Source organism: Enterobacter sp. BNK-18, from assembly GCF_047456135.1.
In the GTDB taxonomy this organism is placed as follows: domain Bacteria; phylum Pseudomonadota; class Gammaproteobacteria; order Enterobacterales; family Enterobacteriaceae; genus Enterobacter; species Enterobacter ludwigii.
On sequence record NZ_CP179899.1, the window covers coordinates 2783877 to 2801434 of the forward strand.

Annotated in this window: 16 protein-coding genes; 11 read left to right on the forward strand and 5 right to left on the reverse strand. The window is 57.9% G+C overall.

Annotated features, from left to right (window positions below):
- Positions 1 to 206 precede the first annotated feature (206 nt).
- From srlA to gutQ, 7 genes are all read left to right on the forward strand, one after another.
- Entirely contained in the window at positions 207 to 770 is a 564-nt protein-coding gene (srlA, locus tag ACMGG3_RS13365) for a PTS glucitol/sorbitol transporter subunit IIC (RefSeq protein ID WP_014171343.1), read from the forward strand.
- Complete coding sequence (locus tag ACMGG3_RS13370) at positions 767 to 1726, forward strand: PTS glucitol/sorbitol transporter subunit IIB (protein WP_014171344.1); 960 nt, start codon at positions 767 to 769, stop codon at positions 1724 to 1726. Before srlA ends, ACMGG3_RS13370 begins: the two co-directional genes overlap by 4 nt.
- A 12-nt stretch (positions 1727 to 1738) precedes the next feature.
- Positions 1739 to 2101: a PTS glucitol/sorbitol transporter subunit IIA gene (gene srlB / locus ACMGG3_RS13375; protein ID WP_073396507.1), complete on the forward strand. Its 363-nt coding sequence runs from the start codon at positions 1739 to 1741 to the stop codon at positions 2099 to 2101.
- A 15-nt stretch (positions 2102 to 2116) separates the two neighbouring features.
- Positions 2117 to 2896: a sorbitol-6-phosphate dehydrogenase gene (srlD, locus tag ACMGG3_RS13380; RefSeq protein WP_014171346.1), complete on the forward strand. Its 780-nt coding sequence runs from the start codon at positions 2117 to 2119 to the stop codon at positions 2894 to 2896.
- 61 nt (positions 2897 to 2957) lie between these two features.
- A complete protein-coding gene (gene gutM / locus ACMGG3_RS13385; RefSeq protein WP_014171347.1) occupies positions 2958 to 3317 on the forward strand; it encodes a transcriptional regulator GutM in 360 nt (119 codons plus the stop codon).
- A gap of 63 nt (positions 3318 to 3380) precedes the next feature.
- Positions 3381 to 4154 carry a glucitol operon DNA-binding transcriptional repressor SrlR gene (srlR, locus tag ACMGG3_RS13390; RefSeq protein WP_414149237.1) on the forward strand — a complete coding sequence of 258 codons (774 nt, stop codon included), beginning with the start codon at positions 3381 to 3383 and terminating at the stop codon, positions 4152 to 4154.
- Positions 4147 to 5112, forward strand: a complete 966-nt coding sequence (gutQ, locus tag ACMGG3_RS13395; protein WP_414149238.1) for an arabinose-5-phosphate isomerase GutQ — start codon at positions 4147 to 4149, stop codon at positions 5110 to 5112. Before srlR ends, gutQ begins: the two co-directional genes overlap by 8 nt.
- On the opposite strand, the gene norR is transcribed toward gutQ, so the two are convergent.
- Positions 5109 to 6623, reverse strand: a complete 1515-nt coding sequence (norR, locus tag ACMGG3_RS13400) for a nitric oxide reductase transcriptional regulator NorR (protein WP_414149919.1) — start codon at positions 6621 to 6623, stop codon at positions 5109 to 5111. The two genes, gutQ and norR, sit on opposite strands and share 4 nt — an antisense overlap.
- Positions 6624 to 6810: 187 nt before the next feature.
- On the opposite strand from norR, the gene norV reads away from it, so the two are divergent.
- Entirely contained in the window at positions 6811 to 8250 is a 1440-nt protein-coding gene (norV, locus tag ACMGG3_RS13405; protein ID WP_047356664.1) for an anaerobic nitric oxide reductase flavorubredoxin, read from the forward strand.
- On the forward strand, positions 8247 to 9380 hold the full coding sequence (gene norW / locus ACMGG3_RS13410; RefSeq protein WP_047356665.1) for an NADH:flavorubredoxin reductase NorW: 1134 nt from the start codon (positions 8247 to 8249) through the stop codon (positions 9378 to 9380). Before norV ends, norW begins: the two co-directional genes overlap by 4 nt.
- 120 nt (positions 9381 to 9500) lie before the next feature.
- Here norW and ACMGG3_RS13415 read toward each other — a convergent pair whose 3' ends face one another.
- From ACMGG3_RS13415 to ACMGG3_RS13430, 4 genes are all read right to left on the reverse strand, one after another.
- Complete coding sequence (locus ACMGG3_RS13415) at positions 9501 to 10523, reverse strand: HoxN/HupN/NixA family nickel/cobalt transporter (RefSeq protein ID WP_414149239.1); 1023 nt, start codon at positions 10521 to 10523, stop codon at positions 9501 to 9503.
- A gap of 1 nt (position 10524) precedes the next feature.
- Complete coding sequence (gene hypF / locus ACMGG3_RS13420; protein ID WP_414149240.1) at positions 10525 to 12747, reverse strand: carbamoyltransferase HypF; 2223 nt, start codon at positions 12745 to 12747, stop codon at positions 10525 to 10527.
- 6 nt (positions 12748 to 12753) lie between these two features.
- Positions 12754 to 13299, reverse strand: a complete 546-nt coding sequence (hydN, locus tag ACMGG3_RS13425) for an electron transport protein HydN (protein ID WP_023308960.1) — start codon at positions 13297 to 13299, stop codon at positions 12754 to 12756.
- Between the two features lie 134 nt (positions 13300 to 13433).
- The gene (locus ACMGG3_RS13430) at positions 13434 to 14447 is read right to left on the reverse strand and encodes a LacI family DNA-binding transcriptional regulator (protein ID WP_032678843.1); all 1014 of its coding nucleotides are present in this window, start codon (positions 14445 to 14447) and stop codon (positions 13434 to 13436) included.
- Positions 14448 to 14661: 214 nt separating this feature from the next.
- Between ACMGG3_RS13430 and ascF the strand changes: the two genes are divergently transcribed.
- Complete coding sequence (gene ascF, locus ACMGG3_RS13435; RefSeq protein ID WP_020883839.1) at positions 14662 to 16113, forward strand: PTS cellobiose/arbutin/salicin transporter subunit IIBC; 1452 nt, start codon at positions 14662 to 14664, stop codon at positions 16111 to 16113.
- An 18-nt stretch (positions 16114 to 16131) separates the two neighbouring features.
- A complete protein-coding gene (locus tag ACMGG3_RS13440) occupies positions 16132 to 17556 on the forward strand; it encodes a 6-phospho-beta-glucosidase (RefSeq protein WP_020883838.1) in 1425 nt (474 codons plus the stop codon).
- The last annotated feature ends 2 nt before the right edge of the window (positions 17557 to 17558 follow it).

The window sequence follows — 17558 nt, forward strand, 5'->3', positions numbered from 1 at the left end:
GGTACGCACCTCCCCCACCAAATCTTTACGCTCCCCATCGCAAATCTGTGCAATTTTCGTCCACCCAAGACTTCCGTCGGCAATTAACTTTCAAAATAATCCATTTTTCTTTCATTGTGAAATCTAATTAACACTTTAAAACCTTTCAAAGTGATTATTATTAGCCTCAGTTATACAAAAACAAAAAAGCCCCACAGGAGAGAAGAATGATAGAAACCATCACCCACGGCGCCGAGTGGTTCATCGGGCTGTTTCAGAAAGGCGGAGAAGTGTTCACCGGCATGGTGACCGGGATCCTGCCCCTGCTGATTAGCCTGCTGGTCATCATGAACGCGCTGATTAACTTTATTGGCCAGCAACGCATTGAACGCTTTGCCCAGCGCTGCGCCGGCAATCCGCTGTCCCGTTACCTGGTTCTGCCCTTCATCGGTACGTTTGTTTTTTGCAACCCGATGACGCTGAGCCTCGGCCGCTTTATGCCTGAAAAGTACAAGCCCAGCTATTACGCCGCAGCCTCCTACAGCTGCCACTCCATGAATGGCCTGTTCCCGCATATCAACCCCGGCGAGCTGTTTGTCTATCTGGGCATTGCCAGCGGCCTGACCACGCTTGGCCTGCCGCTCGGTCCGCTGGCGGTGAGTTATCTGCTGGTCGGTCTGGTAACCAACTTTTTCCGCGGCTGGGTCACGGACCTCACCACCGCCATTTTCGAGAAGAAAATGGGTATCCAGCTTGAACAGAAAGTCCATCTTTCAGGAGCCGCAGCATGAGCCGTATTCGTATTGAAAAAGGAACGGGCGGCTGGGGCGGCCCGCTGGAATTCGACGCCACTGAAGGCAAAAAAATCGTCTATATCACCGCAGGCACACGTCCGGCCATTGTCGACAAACTGCGTGAGCTGACCGGCTGGGAAGCAGTCGACGGCTTCAAAGAGGGCGAACCGCCTGAAGCGGAAATTGGCGTGGCGGTGATTGACTGCGGCGGCACGCTGCGCTGCGGCATCTACCCCAAGCGGCGTATTCCTACCGTGAATATCCATTCCACCGGTAAATCAGGTCCGCTGGCGCAGTACATCCTGGAGGACATTTATGTCTCCGGCGTGAAAGAGGAAAACATTCACCTGGCACAAGGGTCTGCTGCCCCTCAGAAAGCGGCCCCGCGCGATTACGACACGAGTAAAAAAATCACCGAACAGAGTGACGGCCTGCTGGCAAAAGTCGGAATGGGGATGGGCTCTGCCGTGGCCGTGCTGTTCCAGTCCGGGCGCGACACCATCGACACGGTGCTGAAAACCATTCTGCCGTTCATGGCATTCGTTTCGGCGCTGATCGGCATCATCATGGCCTCGGGTCTGGGCGACTGGATTGCCCACGGCCTCGCCCCGCTGGCGAGCCACCCGCTCGGGCTGGTGACGCTGGCGCTGATCTGCTCCTTCCCGCTGCTGTCGCCTTTTCTCGGCCCAGGCGCGGTCATTGCGCAGGTTATCGGCGTGCTGATTGGCGTGCAGATTGGCCTTGGCAACATTCCCCCGCATCTGGCTCTGCCCGCCCTGTTTGCCATTAATGCCCAGGCGGCGTGTGATTTCATTCCTGTCGGGCTGTCGCTGGCGGAAGCGCGCCAGGACACCGTACGCGTTGGCGTGCCGTCTGTACTGGTCAGCCGTTTCCTGACCGGCGCACCGACGGTGCTGATTGCCTGGTTTGTCTCCGGCTTTATTTACCAATAAGAGGTTCCTGTGATGACCGTAATTTACCAGACCACCATCACCCGCATTGGCCAGAGCGCGGCCGATGCGCTCAGCGACCAGATGCTGATTACCTTCCGCGAAGGTGCGCCCGCGGATATCGAAGAGTTTTGCTTTATCCACTGTCACGGCGAGATGAACGGTGAGCTGAAGGCCGGGAGCCAGCTGGAGTTGGGTGACGCGCGCTACGCCGTGACCGCCGTCGGCGACGTGGCCGGACAGAACCTGCGGGAGCTCGGCCATATCACCCTGCGTTTTGATGGCCAGCCGCAGGCGGAATATCCCGGCACGGTTCATGTGGATGGCCCGGTTCCGCAGGCTGTCACCCCAGGCTGCACGTTGAAGTTTGTTGCGTAATTTAAGGAGAAAGATATGAGTCAGGTTGCCGTTGTCATTGGTGGGGGACAAACCTTAGGCGAGTTCCTCTGCCGTGGGCTTGCTGCAGAGGGTTACCGCGTGGCGGTAGTGGATATTCAGAGTGAAAAAGCCGCACGCGTGGCGGACACCATCAACACCGAATTGGGTGAAGGGATGGCCTACGGATTTGGTGCTGATGCCACCAGCGAGCAGAGCGTAATGGCGCTGGCCCGCGGCGTGGACGAGATTTTTGGCCGTACCGACCTGCTGGTATACAGCGCAGGAATAGCCAAAGCGGCCTTTATCAGCGATTTCGAACTGGGGGACTTCGACCGCTCCCTGCAGGTTAACCTGGTGGGCTATTTCCTCTGCGCACGCGAGTTTTCCCGTCTGATGATCCGCGATGGCATTCAGGGGCGCATCATCCAGATCAACTCGAAATCGGGCAAAGTGGGCAGCAAACACAACTCCGGTTACAGCGCGGCGAAATTTGGCGGCGTTGGGCTGACGCAATCTCTGGCCCTCGATCTGGCCGAATATGGCATTACCGTTCACTCGCTGATGCTGGGCAACCTGCTGAAATCGCCGATGTTCCAGTCCCTGCTGCCGCAATATGCCACCAAGCTCGGGCTGAAAGAGGAGGAAGTGGAGCAGTATTACATCGACAAAGTGCCGCTGAAGCGCGGCTGCGATTATCAGGACGTGCTGAACATGCTGCTGTTTTATGCCAGCCCCAAAGCCTCTTACTGCACCGGGCAGTCCATTAATGTCACCGGCGGGCAGGTGATGTTCTGATCGAACACGCTGATGCCCGTATCCCCCTCTCCTTCGGGAGAGGGAACAACAAGGAGCTCGTATGGTTACCGCATTCATTACCGTCGCCGCCATCGCCTGGATGTGCCAGCTGATCTTTGGCGGCTGGCAAATCCGCCAGTTTAACCGCGCGTTTGATGCCCTGTGTCAGAAAGGGCGCGTGGGCGTCGGGCGTTCCGGCGGGCGTTTCAAACCGCGCGTGGTGGTTGCTATTGCGCTGGACGAACACAATAGGGTCTGCGATTCCCTCATCATGCGCGGGATGACCGTTTTTGCCCGCCCGGCGAAAATCCAGGCGATTAACGGGATATCGCTGCAGGAATTACAACCCGATGTGATCTTTCCCCATGATTCGCTCTGTCAGAATGCTCTATCATTAGCGCTTAATCTGAAACATGGATAATTTCGTTGTGAACGCGATAAGCTTGCGAAATTATCATTTCGCAACCTAAGGAATTGAGCGCCTATGAAACCACGTCAGCGTCAGGCGGCCATTCTGGAGCATCTGCAAAAGCAGGGAAAATGCTCGGTAGAAGAACTGGCCCACAACTTTGACACCACCGGCACGACAATACGAAAGGATCTGGTATTGCTCGAAAACTCTGGTGCAGTCATCCGAACCTACGGCGGCGTGATGCTCAACAAAGATGAAGCCGACCCGCCTATCGATCACAAAACGCTGATCAATACTCACCAGAAAGCGCTGATTGCCGAGGCCGCCGTAAAATTTATCCATGATGGCGACTCCATTATCCTTGATGCAGGCAGCACCGTGCTGCAGATGATCCCGATGCTCAGCCGCTTTAACAACATCACGGTGATGACCAACAGTCTGCACATCGTCAACGCCCTGTCGGAGTTCGACAGCGAGCAAACCATTCTGATGCCCGGCGGGACGTTCCGTAAAAAATCTGCGTCGTTTCACGGTCAACTGGCGGAAAACGCCTTTGAACACTTCAGCTTTGATAAACTCTTTATGGGCACGGACGGCATCGATTTGAACGCCGGTGTGACGACCTTTAACGAGGTGTTCAGCGTCAGCAAAGCGATGTGCAACGCCGCGCGAGAAGTGATTTTGATGGCAGACTCGTCGAAGTTTGGCCGTAAAAGTCCCAACATAGTCTGCAGCCTTGAAAGCGTCGATAAGCTCATTACCGACGCAGGTATCGACCCGGCGTTCAAAAAAGCGCTGGAAGAGAAAGGGATCGACGTGATTGTAACCGGAGAGAGAGATGAGTGATTTTCTGTTAAACGCAGGCCACCAGACCCTGATGCTGGAGCTGCAGGAAGCCAGCCGCCTGCCGGAACGTCTGGGCGAGGATTTTGTGCGCGCGGCAAACACCATTATCCAGTGCGAAGGTAAAGTGGTGGTCTCCGGGATCGGCAAGTCCGGTCATATCGGCAAAAAGATTGCCGCTACGCTTGCCAGCACCGGCACACCGGCGTTCTTCGTGCATCCGGCTGAAGCGCTGCACGGCGATCTGGGGATGATTGAAAGCCGCGACGTGATGCTGTTTATCTCCTACTCCGGTTCGGCCAAAGAGCTGGATCTCATCATCCCGCGTCTGCAGGAAAAATCGGTCGCGCTGCTGGCGATGACCGGTAAATCCCGCTCACCGCTGGCACTGGCGGCCAAGGCCACGCTTGATATCTCCGTTGAGCGCGAAGCCTGCCCGATGCACCTCGCCCCCACCTCCAGCACCGTAAATACGCTGATGATGGGCGACGCGCTGGCAATGGCGGTAATGCAGGCACGCGGCTTTAACGAAGAAGATTTTGCCCGCTCGCACCCGGCGGGCGCGCTCGGTGCGCGACTGCTCAATAAAGTTCATCATCTGATGCGGACCGACGAGGCCATTCCGCAGGTCAAACTCAACACCAGCGTAATGGATGCGATGCTGGAACTGAGCCGCACCGGGCTGGGTCTGGTAGCGGTGTGCGATGAAACCGGTAGCGTTAAAGGCGTGTTTACCGACGGCGACCTGCGCCGCTGGCTGGTGGGCGGCGGCAAGCTGGAATCCCAGGTTTCGGAAGCGATGACCCGGGGCGGGTTGACCCTGAACGCCGAGAGCCGCGCCATCGAAGCCAAAGAGGTGCTGATGAAACGCAAAATCACCGCCGCGCCGGTGGTGGATGAGCACGGCACGCTGTGCGGCGCCATCAACCTGCAGGATTTCTACCAGGCCGGGATTATTTAACCTTTGAGTCCCAGACGTTTCGCCAGCCGGTGCAGGTTGGCGACGTCCATTTCCAGCGCTCGCGCGCACGCCGCCCAGCTGCGGTTATTCTGCTCCAGCGCGCGGGCGATCGTCTGACGCTGAAACGCTTCTGTTGCTTCCCGCAGGTTCTCATGGGCCATTTCCGGCGCGGCAGGCGTAACGAACGAAGCGGTGTCATCGTGCAATGCGAAATGCCGCGCGTGGATCACCACCTCATCTCCCGAACGTGTCGCCCGCGCCAGCACCACGGCGCGGTGAATCGCATGTTCCAGTTCGCGTACGTTACCCGGCCAGCCGTAGCGCATCAGATGGGCTCGCGCGCCGGGGCTTAATACCACGCGGGAAAGGCCCATTCGTAACCGACATTGCTCGCAGAAAAAACCCGCCAGCAGCACCACATCGTCACCGCGCTCGCGTAGCGGCGGCACGGTAAGCGGAAACACGCTCAGACGATGGTACAGGTCAGCGCGAAAATTCCCGGCCAACACCTCTTCGCGCAGGTCGCGGTTGGTTGCCGCCAGCACACGCACGTTGACTCTCAGGCTGCGATCGTCGCCGACGCGCTGAATATCGCCGTACTGCAGGACGCGCAGCAGTTTAGCCTGAAGCGACAGTGACAGTTCGCCAATTTCATCAAGGAACAACGTGCCGTTATCCGCCATTTCGAATTTGCCGCTGCGGTTGCTGATCGCCCCGGTAAACGCCCCTTTGACGTGACCAAACAGTTCACTTTCCGCCACGCTTTCCGGCAGCGCGGCGCAGTTGAGGTACACCAGCGGGTTGACCGCGCGCGGCGAGGCCTCGTGGATGCCCTTCGCCACCAGCTCTTTACCGGTGCCGGTTTCCCCGAAAATCAGCACGTTTAAATCCGAGGCCGCCACGATATCGATCTCTTTTTTTAGCTGCACCATCCCCGGTGACAGCCCAATCATCTCCGTGTGTGCCACCGGTTCAAACGCCGACGGGCTGCCGGGAAGGATGTTCTGGCTCTCAAGCTGTTCGATCAGCAGCGCGTTATTCAGCGCCCCGGCGGCCAGCGCGGCAATCAGCCGCAGCTCTTCATCGCTAAAGGTGTCGAACTGATCCGGCGACAGGCCGTCGAGGGTTAATGCCCCAATCAGGTTTTGTCCGGCAAACAGCGGCAGACCGATACAGGCATGAACTTTCAGGCTCTCCTGCCCCGGGATCAGCCCGTCGTAAGGGTCGGGCAAATCACTGTCCGCCGGAAAGCGCACCACGTCACCGGCCCGCGCGATGGTTTCCAGACGCGGATGGCCTTCCAGGGAGAAGCGTCGCCCAAGAACGTCCTGCGCCAGCCCGTCGATAGACAGCGGAATAAACTGCCGGGCGTCGTAGCGCAGCAGCGCCGACGCATCGCACGCCAGCACCTGGCGCAGCGTCGAAATCAGCCTCTGAAAACGGTCCTGATGACCGATACCGGTTTGCAGTTCAATGGCAATTTTTGCCAGTACGTCCACGGAAAAGCTCATCTGCGCCTCACTGTCATTTTGACCATTCATATTGTCACAATGACCATAAATCAGATAGTCATATTGACTACCCATTACGGATGATAAAATTAAAAAATCATAAAAAACAGCAACATGAAAAACTGGCACGCAACTTGATAAAGGCTAGACATCTTATTTGAAAAACGCCGTATTAATTGAGGTTGCTATGTCTATTCTGGTTAAAAATAACATTCATTGGGTTGGTCAACGTGACTGGGAAGTGCGTGACTTCCACGGAACGGAGTACAAAACGCTGCGCGGCAGCAGCTACAACAGCTATCTCATCCGTGAAGGCAAAAACGTGCTCATCGATACCGTCGATCACAAATTCAGCCGGGAGTTCGTGCAAAATCTGCGCAGTGAAATCGATCTTGCTGATATCGACTACATCATCATTAACCATGCGGAAGAGGATCATGCCGGGGCGCTGACCGAGTTAATGTCCTGCATTCCCGACACCCCGATTTACTGCACCACCAACGCCATCGACTCGATTAACGGCCATCACCACCACCCGGAGTGGAATTTCCACACCGTCAAAACCGGCGACACGCTGGATATCGGCAACGGCAAACAGCTGATCTTCGTTGAAACCCCGATGCTGCACTGGCCCGACAGTATGATGACCTACATGACCGGCGATGCGGTGCTGTTCAGCAACGATGCCTTCGGCCAGCACTATTGTGACGAGCGCCTGTTTAACGACGAAGTGGATCAAACCGAGCTGTTCGAACAGTGTCAGCGCTACTACGCCAATATCCTGACGCCGTTCAGCCGTCTGGTGACGCCAAAAATCACCGAAATCCTCGGCTTTAACCTGCCCGTGGATATGATAGCCACCTCTCACGGCGTGGTGTGGCGCGAAAACCCCACCCAGATCGTGGAGCTGTACCTCAAATGGGCCGCGGATTACCAGGAAGACCGTATCACGCTTTTCTACGACACCATGTCTAATAATACCCGCATGATGGCGGACGCCATTGCGCAGGGTATTAACGAAGTCGACCCGAACGTGGCGGTGAAAATCTTCAACGTGGCGCGTAGCGATAAAAACGAAATCCTGACCAACGTCTTCCGCTCCAAGGGCGTGCTTGTGGGCACCTCCACGATGAACAACGTGATGATGCCGAAAATTGCGGGCCTTGTAGAAGAGATGACCGGTCTGCGCTTTCGTAATAAACGGGCCAGCGCATTTGGCTCCCACGGCTGGAGCGGCGGCGCAGTAGACCGGCTCTCCACGCGTTTGCAGGATGCCGGTTTTGAGATGTCCATGAGCCTGAAGGCGAAATGGCGTCCGGACATCGACGCGCTTGAATTGTGCCGCCAGCATGGCCGTGACATTGCGCGTCAGTGGGCGCTCGCGCCGCTCCCCGACATGAACGCCAAAAACCCCGCGCCGCAACAAGCCTGCGCCGCAGCGGTCGCTGACGTTGGCCCTCGCATGCAGTGCAGCGTCTGCCAGTGGATTTACGACCCGGCACAGGGCGAGCCGCTGCAGGATGTTGCCCCCGGTACCCCCTGGTGCGACGTGCCGGACAATTTCCTCTGCCCGGAATGTTCCCTGGGAAAAGAGGTCTTTGACGAACTGGCGACGGAGGCACAATGAACCACGGTATCGTTATCATCGGCTCGGGCTTTGCCGCCCGCCAGCTGGCGAAAAACATTCGCAAACAAGACGCCAGCGTGCCGTTGACGCTCATTGCCGCCGACAGCATGGACGAGTACAACAAGCCTGATTTAAGCCACGTTATCAGCCAGAATCAGCGAGCCGAAGACCTCACCCGCCAGACCGCAGGGGCGTTCGCGGAACAGTTTAGTCTGCGGTTATTTCCGCACACCTGGATAACCGATATCGACGCCGCCGCCCATGTGGTAAAAGCAAAAGACAAAACCTGGCAGTACGACAAGCTGGTGCTGGCGACAGGGGCGTCTGCTTTTGTCCCGCCGGTGGAAGGCCGGGAACTGATGATCACCCTCAACAGCCAGCAGGCGTATCAGGCCAGTGAAACCCTGCTGCGTGACGCGAAGCGGGTGATGATTGTCGGCGCAGGGTTGATTGGCACAGAGCTGGCGATGGATTTTAGCCGGGCGGGCAAAACCGTCACCCTGGTCGACCATGCGGCAAGCATTTTGTCGGCGCTGATGCCCGCAGAAGTAAGTAGTCGCTTACAGCATCGTCTGACCGATATGGGCGTACATCTGCTGCTGAAATCCCAGCTGCAAAGCCTGAAGAAAACCGGGAGTGGGATTCATGCAACGCTCGACCGCAGCCGCAGCGTTGAGGTGGATGTGGTGGTTGCCGCCACGGGCCTGCGTCCGGAAACGGCGCTGGCGCATCGCGCCGGCGCGGAAACAGGTCGTGGCGTGAAGGTAGACAGCTACCTGCAAACCACGCAGCCCGATATTTACGCCCTGGGTGACTGCGCTGAAATTAACGGACAGGTCCTGCCCTTCCTGCAGCCCATTCAACTGAGCGCGATGTACCTGGCGAAAAACCTGTCTGGCGGCAGTGCGCCACTGAAATTACCCGCCATGCTGGTAAAAGTAAAAACGCCGGCGCTCCCGCTGCACCTGGCAGGCGAAACCGAGCGTCCGGATCTGCACTGGCAACTCACCATTGAACCTCAGGGAATGGTGGCTCGTGGGTGCGACAGCGAAGGACAAATGCGCGCCTTTGTGGTGAGCGAAGACCGGATGAAAGAGGCTTTCGCTCTGCTGAAATCATTACCCGCTTAACGCTGATTTGCCTGCCACGCTAACGTAACCTTTGGATTTTATGGTCCACAGCCCCGATGTCCCGGGGCTTTTTTTCAACGTCGTTTAGCCAGATAACGACAATGATGTTCAGACGCCGCGTCAGGAACGCACGACAAGCGTATCGTAGCCGCGCCAGCGATAGTTGATCATGGAAATCAGCCAGCAGGCAACGAACAGCCCGACCACCACGAACCCGGCGTTACCGAGGTTGTCATTAACTGCGCCAATGCGATCCCAGAGGCCTCCGCTGAGGGCAAACTTATCCATCAACAGACCCAGAGCTTCCAGCCCGCCGATAAACAGCGCCACCACCACAGAGGTGCCGGTGATGGTCATGTTGTAGTAAAGCTTGCGCTGCGGCTTGTTAAACGCCCAGCCGTAAGCGCCGACCATCAGCAGATTGTCGAGAGTATCGACCAGCGCCATACCGCTGGCAAACAGCGCCGGGAAGATCATGATGGACCAGACTGACATCCCGTTTGACGCGCTGGCGGCTGAAATCCCAAGCACACCGATTTCCGTCGCGGTATCAAACCCCAGACCAAACAGGAAACCGACCAGGTACATTTGCCAACTCTTGTTCACCAGGCGGAACGTTGCGCCAAACAGCCAGTTCATGACTCCGCCTGATGCCGGAAGCGTGATGTCGTCACGCGTGACCTGACCGTTCTTCAGCGCCTGAAAATTACGCCACACGCCGCGCAAAATCACCAGATTGACCATCGCCATCGCCAGCAGAAACGTTGCAGAAACGGCGGTGCCAATCAGGCTGCCGGTTTCATGAAACCATGCCATATTCTTCTGAAACGCCGTGGCGGTGGCCGCAATGGCAATGGAGGCCAGCACCACAATGGTGGAGTGTCCCAGAGAGAACCACGCCCCCACGCCGGAAGGGCGTTTACCCTGCTGCATCATCTTACGCGTGACGGTATCAATGGCCGCGATGTGGTCGGCATCCACCGCATGACGGAGTCCATAACACCAGGCCAGCAGGCTGGCGGCCATCAGCGCCGTACTGCCGCTGAAGGTTTGCCATGCCCAGCCCCATGCCAGAAGATTAGCCATTACCAAAGCCAGCAGCAGAAACGCCGCGCGGGGTTCATTGCGTAAGAGTCGTAACATTTTACATCCTTTGTGAACATGACCGGGCGGCAGCAACCACCGCCTGCCCGAAGGAGATAGCGCCGTCACCTGACGGCAGATGATGAGGAAAAAGCAGCGTGAAGTCTGAGAGGTAATGGCGCAGTCGCGCGCGCAGCAGACGGTTATGTAACACGCCGCCGCTGAAGCATACGGTGGAAAGCCCCAGTCGCCGGGTATGGGAGGTGACAAGCTCCGCCAGCCCTTTCGCCAGCGCATCGTGAAACGCCCATGCCCGCTCGCAGGGTTCCGCCTGCCAGTTCAGCCACTGTTGCCAGAAGCGCGTAAGGTTTTCGGCCTGAAGCGTAACCGGGTGTTGAACGTCGTGGCACTGCGCGGCCAGCGCTTCAAGCCGGCAGGCGGCCTCACCTTCGTAGCTCTGGGTTTCTGACGTGATGCCGAGCGCGCAGGCCACCGCGTCGAACAGACGGCCGCAGGATGAGGCCAGCGGCGCGTTTAAACCGCGCTGAATGGCCGTAGCCAGCAGCGGCCAGTTTTGCCGCTGAACGTCACGCGTTTCCGGGTACTGCTGCCAGCCCGGCACAAACGCCAGGCAGTGGGCGAGTAAATTGCGCCACGGCTGCATGGCAGCCCTGTCCCCGCCCGGCAGCGCAACCGCAGGCAGACCGCCCAGACGTTCGCAGTCGAGATAGTTTACCCGCAGGCACTCTCCGCCCCACAGCGCGCCGTTTTCGCCCATGCCGATCCCATCCAGCGTCAGGGCAATGACATCTCCGCCCTCAAGCGGCCAGCCGTTTTCTGCCATGCATGCCGCCGCGTGAGCGTGGTGGTGAAGCACGGTGTCGATCGGCAAAGCCTGGGCTTGCGCCCACTGTCGGGCGTGATAGCCCGGATGGGCGTCGCATACCACGCGCTGCGGCTGAAACGCATAGATCTGCTGCATCATCGACAGCGCCGAACGCCACTGGGCCTCGACACCGTCGTCACTCAGATCGCCAAAGTGCTGACTCAGTACCGCCTGGTTACCGCGCACCAGACAGAAGGTATTTTTCATATCAGCACCGGTGCACACCATCGCCGGGACAGCGCTGAAACCGGCGGGCAGCGTGATGGCATCCGGCACAAAACCGCGCGCGCGACGCAGCATCATACCGTCCTGATCCATCACGGAATCATCCATACGTTGCAGGATGTCGCGGTTGTGCAGCAGGAATCCGTCAGCGATGTCGCCCAGTTCATCCAGTGCCTGCTGGCAGGTGATGGCCGGCGGACGCCCGCTGAGGTTGCCGGAGGTCATCACCAGCGCGCGCTGACAGTCCATCATCAGCACATGCTGTAGCGGGTTAGCGGGCAGCATCAGTCCAACGGTGTCCAGCCCTGGCGCGATCGCGTCAGAAAGCGGAGGACACCATGCTTTTGGCGTGAGCACGATGGGCGCTGCAGGCGAGCGCAGCAGCGTTTGCACTGATTCCGGCACTCCCTCCGCCTGCGGGATCATGACCGCCAGTGGCTTCATCGGGCGCTGTTTGCGCGCCCGCAGGGTTGCCACCGCCTGCGCGTTGGATGCGTCACAGGCAAGGTGAAAACCGCCCAGCCCTTTGATGGCGACAATCCCGCCATGTTTGAGCATGTGGACCGCCGCACTCAGCGCAGACTCGCGGGTGGCAACGGTCTCGCCCGAGCGCCATTCCAGCTCGGGTCCACAATCCGGACAGGCTACCGGCTGCGCGTGAAAACGGCGGTCAGCGGGATTGCGGTACTCGGTTTCACACGGCTCACAGAGGGGAAATGCCGCCATTGACGTGGCCGGGCGGTCATAGGGCATGGCGCGAATGATGGTAAAACGTGGACCGCAATGGGTACAGTTGATAAACGGATAGCGATAACGCCGCGCTCGGGGATCGCGCATTTCAGCCAGGCACGCCGGGCAGGTAGCGGCATCCGGCACAATCTGGGTGTCCATCGCTCCGCCCGCGCTATGGCGAATGGTGAACGCCTGCGGCACCGTTGCCCAGGTAAACGGCTGGCTGTCGACAGCATCGATACGTGCCAGCGGTGGGCAGTCCTGATGCAGCCTCGCGGTAAAGGCCCCCCCATTACCCGCGAGACGCACCAGCACGCCCTCTCCGTCATTACAAACGTCACCCGTCAGCTGTAGCTGATGCGCCAGCTGCCAGACGAAGGGACGAAACCCTACCCCCTGCACCTTGCCGCGCACCCGCAACTGTACGCCGTTATCGCCCATCGCGACTTAAAACAGCAGTGACGATGACGTGTCGAACGCGGCACGACGACGTTTTTCCGCGCTCATCTGCTCAAGCTTGTCGCGATCCACGCAGACCAGGGCGTGCGTCGGGCAGGCCTCCATACAGGCCGGGCCGGCATCACGGTGGTAGCAGAGGTCGCATTTATTGGCTTCCGCTTTTTCCGCGCGCACGCTCAGCCCCATGCCGCTGTTGCGCACAACCGGACGCACCACGACTTCCATCGCACCGTACGGGCAGGCAACCACACAGGTTTTGCAGCCGATGCAGCGCTCCTGCATCACATGCACGAATCCTTTCTCACGTTTGATGGCCCCGTTTGGGCAGACGTTAGCGCACGGCGCATCCTCACACTGGCGACAGATAGCGGCAGTGGAGATATTCACGCCTTTAATGACGTGGATCCGCGGTAAAAAGGTATCAGGGGTGAGCGATGCGCAATCCTGCTCCGCCTGATGGGAAACCACACACGCCACTTCACAGGTACGGCAGCCAATGCATTTACTGGCATCGGCCATAATAAAACGGTTCATCTGCTTCTCCAGCATTACAGTCCTGCGCGGAGATATACATAAACCGTGCCAATTATTAACCTGTTGATTTTCTGCGGTTTATAAAATGACAGCAGGGCTGTCATCGTCACTTCTGACGATGACAGCTGTCGACATCAGCGGTGAGGCCCGTCAATGACCGAGTCACGCAGGATAAGCTCGCCGGAGAAGGTTTGCTGGTACTTAAACTCACCGCCATCCAGAAGGAAGATCAGGCGGCTAATGGTCTCTTTGATCATCTCCGTCACCGGAATGCGCACGCTGGAGAGCGAGGGGACGATGTAGGGGGCGATGGCCACATCGTCAAAGCCAATCACCGACACGACATCCGGGGTGGCGATCCCGCACTCGTGCAGCTGTTTCATGGCCCCAATCGCCATATCGTCATTACTCGCCACCAGCGCCGAAAAGGTTTCACCGCGCGAAAGCAGCTCAGACACCGCTGCCGCACCGCTGGCCGGGTTCCATTTCCCCTGCGCAATCAGCGACGGGCGCAGCGGGATCTGGTGTTGTGCCAGGGCGTCTTTGTAGCCCGAGAGACGCTCAACGCCCGTGGGGGAATCCAGCGAACCGGTGATAAACGCAATCTCCCGGTGCCCTTTCTGAATCAGCTGCGACACGGCGTCCTGGCAGGAGGCTTTATGATCTGACCAGACGCTGTGACTGCTGTTTTTCCGTAAGCGGCGGTTAAGGACCATAATCGGCTGTTCGCATTTCTCAACGATGTCGTCCATCTCATCCACGCTCAGGAAACGCGGGTAAATGATCACCGCGTCACAGCGCATATCGAGCAAATACTGAATGGCCTCGCGCTCTTCATCCGCACTGTGCTTACCGTCCGCCAGGATCAGCTGCCGCCCTTTCTCTTCCGTCATGCGGGCGGCGTGAAAGAGCAGTTCGCTAAAATAGACGCCGTGATAAAGGGTGTTGGTGACCACCAGACCCAGCGTCTGGGTACGTTTGGTCGCCAGATTTCGTGCCAGCAAATTCGGGCGATAGCCGCTCTCTTCAATCGCCTGAAACACCCGGTCTTTGGTCTCCTGGCTGACGTAGCCATTGCCCGACAATACCCTGGAAACCGTCGCTTTCGAAACGCCTGCCCGCTTCGCGACTTCAAGCATCGTGGTCATCGTAATCTTCCGTTTGAAACTACCAGGGCGCAGTGTACTGCACTGCAGAAAAATTGTCGCAGCGGCGATATCACGCTTTTCGCCCCTCCAGGTGATCATCATCACGAAATGAAAAAATGTACAAAATGTGATCTTGTTTCATTCAAAGAAACTATTGATGATTATGTGGAACCGGTTTCCTACATTTCTCACAACGATAACAGGATTACATCCGATGGCCAAAAATTACGCTGCGCTGGCGAATGACGTTGTCAGCGCGCTCGGCGGCAGAGACAACATCGTCGCCGTCACCCACTGCATGACGCGACTGCGTTTCGTCCTCAAAGACGAAAGCCTCACCGATGCCCCGCGCCTGAAAAGCATTAACGGCGTGCTCGGCGTGGTCCGCAACGACAACCAGTGCCAGGTGATCATTGGCAACACCGTGTCTCAGGCCTACCGCGAAGTGGTAAGCCTGCTGCCCACCGACCTGCAGCCTGCCGTACCGGAAGGCCCGCAGAAAATGACCCTGCGCCGCATCGGTGCCGGGATCCTCGATGCGCTGATCGGCACCATGTCACCGCTGATCCCGGCGATCATCGGCGGTTCAATGGTCAAACTGCTGGCAATGATCCTGGAGATGACCGGCGCGCTGGAAAAAGGAGCACCGACGCTCACCCTTCTGACGCTGATTGGCGATGGCGCGTTCTTCTTCCTGCCGCTGATGGTCGCCGCCTCTGCCGCAGTGAAATTCAAAACCAACATGTCGCTGGCGATTGCCATCGCGGGCGTGCTGGTACACCCGGGCTTTATCGAACTGATGGCGAAAGCCGCACAGGGCGAGCACGTTGAATTCGCCTTTATTCCGGTGACGGCAGTGAAATACACCTACACGGTCATCCCGGCGCTGGTGATGACCTGGTGCCTGTCGTACATCGAACGCTGGGTTGATCGTATTACGCCGGCGGTCACGAAAAACTTCCTTAAACCGATGCTGATCGTTCTGATTGCCGCCCCGCTCGCCATCGTGCTGATAGGGCCGCTCGGGATCTGGATCGGGAGCGCGATTTCAGCGCTGGTCTACACTATTCACGGCTATCTGGGCTGGCTCTCCGTGGCCATTATGGGCGCCCTCTGGCCGCTGCTGGTGATGACCGGGATGCACCGCGTATTTACGCCGACGATCATTCAGACCATTGCCGAGACGGGCAAAGAGGGAATGGTTATGCCGTCGGAAATCGGAGCCAACCTGTCGCTCGGCGGTTCATCGCTGGCGGTGGCATGGAAAACGAAAAACCCGGAACTGCGCCAGACGGCGCTGGCGGCAGCGGCTTCTGCCATCATGGCAGGCATTTCAGAACCTGCCCTCTATGGTGTGGCGGTACGCCTGAAACGCCCGCTGATTGCGAGCCTTATCAGCGGCTTCATCTGCGGGGCAGTGGCTGGCATAGCCGGTCTTGCCAGCCATTCAATGGCGGCGCCGGGGCTGTTTACCAGCGTACAGTTCTTCGATCCGGCCAACCCAATGACCATCGTCTGGGTATTCGGGGTCATGGCGCTGGCGGTTGTGCTCTCGTTTGTTCTGACCCTGATTTTAGGTTTTGAAGATATCCCGGTCGAAGACGACGCTGAGAAAGCACGCGCCCTGCAGAGCGCTCCGGTTCAGGCCAAAGCAGCACAAGTCTAAATTTATAGCGAGGTAAAGATGTCTGTTTTTCCACAAGGATTTTTATGGGGCGGCGCGCTTGCCGCCAACCAGAGTGAAGGGGCTTACCGTGAAGGCGGCAAAGGACTGACGACGGTCGATATGATCCCCCACGGCGCGAATCGTCTGGCGGTGAAGGTCGGTAAGGAAAAACGTTTTACGTTGCGTGACGACGAGTTTTACCCGAGCCACGAGGCGATTGATTTTTACCATCGCTACAAAGAAGACATCGCCCTGATGGCGGAGATGGGCTTTACGGTATTTCGTACCTCAATTGCCTGGAGCCGCCTCTACCCGAACGGCGATGAGCCGCTGCCCAATAAAGAGGGGATTGCCTTCTACCGCGCAGTGTTCGAAGAGTGCAAAAAATACAACATCGAACCGTTGGTCACCCTGTGCCATTTCGACGTACCGATGCATCTGGTCACGGAGTATGGATCCTGGCGCAACCGCAAGATGGTCGATTTCTTCGCCCGCTATGCCCGTACCTGTTTCGAAGAATTTAACGGTCTGGTGAAGTACTGGCTCACCTTCAACGAAATCAATATCATGCTGCACAGCCCGTTCTCCGGCGCGGGTCTGGTGTTTGAAGAGGGTGAGAACGAAGATCAGGTGAAATATCAGGCCGCGCATCACGAACTGGTGGCAAGCGCCCTGGCAACCAAAATCGCCCATGAGGTGAACCCGGAAAACCAGGTCGGCTGTATGCTGGCCGGCGGCAACTTCTACCCCTACTCCTGCAAACCGGAAGACGTGTGGATGGCGCTGGAGAAAGACCGCGAAAACCTGTTCTTTATCGACGTGCAGGCGCGCGGCAGCTACCCGGCCTATTCTGCCCGCGTGTTCCGCGAAAAAGGGGTGGTGATTGTCAAAGACCCTGGCGACGATGAACTGCTGAAAAACACCGTCGATTTTGTGTCGTTCAGCTATTACGCCTCGCGCTGCGCGTCGGCGGACATGAACGCCAGTAATACCAATGCGGCGAATATCGTGAAATCCCTGCGCAACCCGCACATCCAGGTCAGCGAATGGGGCTGGGGTATCGACCCACTGGGGCTGCGCATCACCATGAACATGATGTACGACCGCTATCAGAAGCCACTGTTCCTGGTGGAAAACGGCCTCGGCGCGAAAGACGTCATGGATGAACACGGTGAGATTAATGACGACTACCGTATCAGCTACCTGCGCGAACATATTCGTGCGATGGGCGATGCCATAGAAGACGGTGTGCCGCTGATGGGCTACACCACCTGGGGCTGTATTGACCTGGTGGCCGCATCCACGGGCGAGATGAGCAAACGCTACGGGTTTGTCTATGTTGACCGCGACGACGCGGGCAACGGTACGCTGGACAGAACGCGTAAGAAATCGTTCTGGTGGTATAAGAAGGTCATTGCAAGTAACGGCGCGGATCTGGCGTAGCC